Annotated in this window: 1 protein-coding gene and 1 pseudogene; one reads left to right on the top strand and one right to left on the bottom strand. The window is 73.7% G+C overall.

Annotation, left to right across the window (positions count from 1 at the left end):
* Positions 1-830 (bottom strand): glycogen debranching enzyme N-terminal domain-containing protein (locus DKL51_RS31585; protein WP_185734988.1); only part of this gene is annotated, 830 nt, incomplete at its 3' end.
* Between the two features lie 42 nt (positions 831-872).
* On the opposite strand from DKL51_RS31585, the pseudogene DKL51_RS31580 reads away from it, so the two are divergent.
* Positions 873-1,969: pseudogene (locus tag DKL51_RS31580) on the top strand (MGH1-like glycoside hydrolase domain-containing protein); the annotation flags it as partial.

Raw genomic sequence — 1,969 nt, 5'->3', positions numbered from 1 at the left:
GCGAGGGTCGCCTCGACCGTGTCGGCCGGCTTGGCCGCCGCCACCACCGCCCGGTTGCGCCGCCGGGCCGCCTCCACCAGACCGGTCGCCGCCGGCGGCTCCTCGGCCAGGTCGTCCGCCCAGGCCAGCACCGACACGGTGTCGCCCGGCTTGTCCAGCGCGCCGGAGAAGCGGCCGGCGTACCAGAGGTCCTCCTCCGCGTTCAACCCGCGCGCCGCCTCCTCCCGGTGCCGCACGCCCAGCCACCACTGCCCCTCGGGCGTCCAGTCCGGCCCGGCCAGCCGGAAGGACCCCTCGACCACCGCGCCGCCGGCGACCGGATCCATCCGCGGCGTCGGCCCGTCCGCCCGGCGCTCGCCGTGCGCGTCCCGCCAGGTGCAGACCGCGGCCAGGTCCAGCCGGACCGGGCCGCCGGAGACCAGCCGGTGCACCACCGCCACGCAGGACCGGCCGTACGCCATGGCCAGCTCCCGCTCGATCACCACGTCACCGACCCGCCAGCGCCACCGGGGCACCCCGTCGATCAGGGCGAACTGCTCCAGCAGCTCGAACCCGCGCGGGTCGACCTCCCCGGAGGACCACTCGTGCGCCCCGAGGCGGACCCGCTCCCCGGACGGGAGGATGACCGCCGGGTCCAGGCTGACCAGCCCCACCCGCCGGGCGGCCGGCGTCTCCCCGGCCACCACCAGCAGCCCGTGGTACCGGCGGGTCCGCAGCCCGCTGACCGTGCCCATGGCGTAGCCGCCCCGGCCGTCCGGGACCAGCCACTCCCGGCTCGACCCGGTGGTCGGGTCGCCGCAGACCTGCGGACCGAAGCGAATGTCGATCAACTTTCCTCCACGGGCCGCGGCGTGCGATACGCCACGACGAGAATGGCCGCTGTGGTGAAGTACCCCGGCGGCATCGAAGATGTGCAGGTGTTCACTGACCGGTCATCCTCCGACACCCCCGACCCCGAGCGCTTCCGACTCGCCCAGGCCGACGCCGGCGAGCAGGACTGGCGCGCATGGGGTCCCTATCTGTCCGAGCGGGCGTGGGGGACGGTACGGGAGGACTACAGCGAACACGGCACGGCGTGGGACTACTTTCCCCACGATCACGCGCGGTCCCGAGCCTACCGGTGGAACGAGGACGGGATGGCGGCCGTCTGCGACGACCGGCAGACGTTCTGCTTCGCCCTGGCGCTGTGGAACGGCAAGGACCCGATCCTCAAGGAGCGGATGTTCGGCCTCGGCGGCGACGGCGGCAACCACGGGGAGGACGTCAAGGACTACTGGTGGTACGAGGACTCCACGCCCACCCACTCGTACATGCGCTGGCGCTACCACTACCCGCAGGCCGCCTTCCCGTACGACGAGCTGGTCGCGATCAACGCGCTACGCGGCCGGGACGACACCGAGTACGAACTGGTCGACACCGGCATCTTCGACGACGACCGGTACTGGGCGGTGACCGTCGACTACGCCAAGGCGTCGCCGACCGACATGTGCATCCTGGTCACCGTCGCCAACCGGGGTGACGAGGCGGCCGCCCTGCACGTGCTGCCCACCCTCTGGTTCCGCAACACCTGGGCGTGGGGGCTGCCCGGCGGTGACCGGGTGCCGAAGCTGGTCGGCGAGGGCGGCCGGCTGGTCGGTGAGCACTGGGTGCTCGGTCAGATCCTCCTGGAGGGCGACGGCGCGCCCACCCCGCTGCTCTGTGACAACGACACCAACGCCGAGCGGCTCTGGGGGCTGCCGAGCCGGTCGCCGTACCCGAAGGACGGGATCAACGACCACGTCGTGGCCGGCGCGGACACGGTCAGCCCGGACCGGGAGGGGACGAAGGGCGCCCTGCACTACGTGCTGGACGTGCCGGCCGGCGGCCAGCGGCAGATCCGGCTGCGGCTCACCCGGACCGCCCCGCCGCCGGCCAGCCCCCCGCCGCCCACGGCCGACCTGGGCGACGACTTCGACGCGGTGCTCTGGGC

This window comes from Micromonospora globispora, from assembly GCF_003857015.1.
Taxonomy (GTDB): Bacteria; Actinomycetota; Actinomycetes; order Mycobacteriales; family Micromonosporaceae; genus Micromonospora; species Micromonospora globispora.
This window is presented reverse-complemented; position numbering and strand designations above follow the sequence as displayed.